We start from the raw sequence: 775 nt of genomic DNA, 5'->3' as shown, positions 1-775 counted from the left end.
CAGCCGCTCGAAGGCCAGCCACGCGTAGGGCGAGACGAAGTCCAGGTAGAAGGTCACGTCCTTCACGCCTGCAACTCCTGCGGCACCGGCAGCCCGGCCCGCTCCAGCAAGGCCGTCCAGATGGCGCGCCGCTGCTGCGCGTCGGAGCGCGACCAGGCGCGGATTTCCTCGATGCTGCGAAAGCAGCCCTCGCAGCGACTGCGGTCCGGCGTCATGCGGCACACGGAGACGCAAGGGGACGGCACCACAGCGTCCCCGTCACGGGCGAACTGCCCGGCCTCGACCAGCTGGCGCACCCGCGCGGCGATGGTGATGGAGGCGGTCATGGCGCGTCGGCCCTCACGTCCTGGACGACATCCGCGGCGGGCGCGCCCGTGAGGCGCAGCAGGTCCTGCGGCCCGAGCTGGAACACCGCGTGCGGATGGCCCGCGGCGGCCCAGATCGTCTGGAAACGAAACAGCTCGCGGTCGATCAGCGTGACCGGCGGCGCGGCGTGCCCAATCGGTGCGACCCCGCCGATGGAAAAACCCGTGCGCGCCTTGACGAAGGCCGCATCGGCGCGCGCCAGGGCACCGACCAGCGCCGCGACCTTGGCCTCTTCCACGCGCCGGTCGCCGGCGGTGATGACCAGCACGGCGGCATCGTCCTCGGGGCGGCGGAAGATGATGCTCTTGGCGATCTGGCCCAGTTCCACGCCCAGCCCGTCGGCCGCCTGCTGGGCGGTGCGCGCAGCGGCGTCGAGCATGCGCGGGGCGTGCGGATGGCCGGCGGCCGC

The 775-nt window shown here is 73.0% G+C and carries 2 protein-coding genes and 1 pseudogene; all 3 read right to left on the bottom strand.

Going from position 1 to position 775, the window contains the following annotated elements; all coding sequences use genetic code 11:
- A pseudogene (locus tag A612_RS18105) lies at window positions 1-66 on the bottom strand (2-hydroxychromene-2-carboxylate isomerase); the annotation flags it as partial.
- The gene (locus A612_RS11060; protein ID WP_019374546.1) at window positions 63-326 is read right to left on the bottom strand and encodes a DUF1289 domain-containing protein; all 264 of its coding nucleotides are present in this window, start codon (window positions 324-326) and stop codon (window positions 63-65) included. The gene A612_RS11060 and the pseudogene A612_RS18105, both read right to left, overlap by 4 nt.
- Window positions 323-775, bottom strand: a 453-nt coding sequence (locus A612_RS11055; RefSeq protein WP_019374545.1) for a YbaK/EbsC family protein, incomplete at its 5' end; no start/stop codon positions are given. The genes A612_RS11060 and A612_RS11055, both read right to left, overlap by 4 nt.

Source organism: Melaminivora alkalimesophila, assembly GCF_000282995.1.
Classification (GTDB): Bacteria; Pseudomonadota; Gammaproteobacteria; order Burkholderiales; family Burkholderiaceae_C; genus Melaminivora; species Melaminivora alkalimesophila.
The sequence above is the reverse complement of the archived record's forward strand: the minus strand, read 5'-3'. Positions and strand labels throughout refer to the sequence as shown.

Excerpts from the sequence above, each read along its gene's own strand:
- A612_RS11060 (WP_019374546.1), bottom strand. The coding sequence starts at position 326 with ATGACCGCCTCCATCACCATCGCCGCGCGGGTGCGCCAGCTGGTCGAG.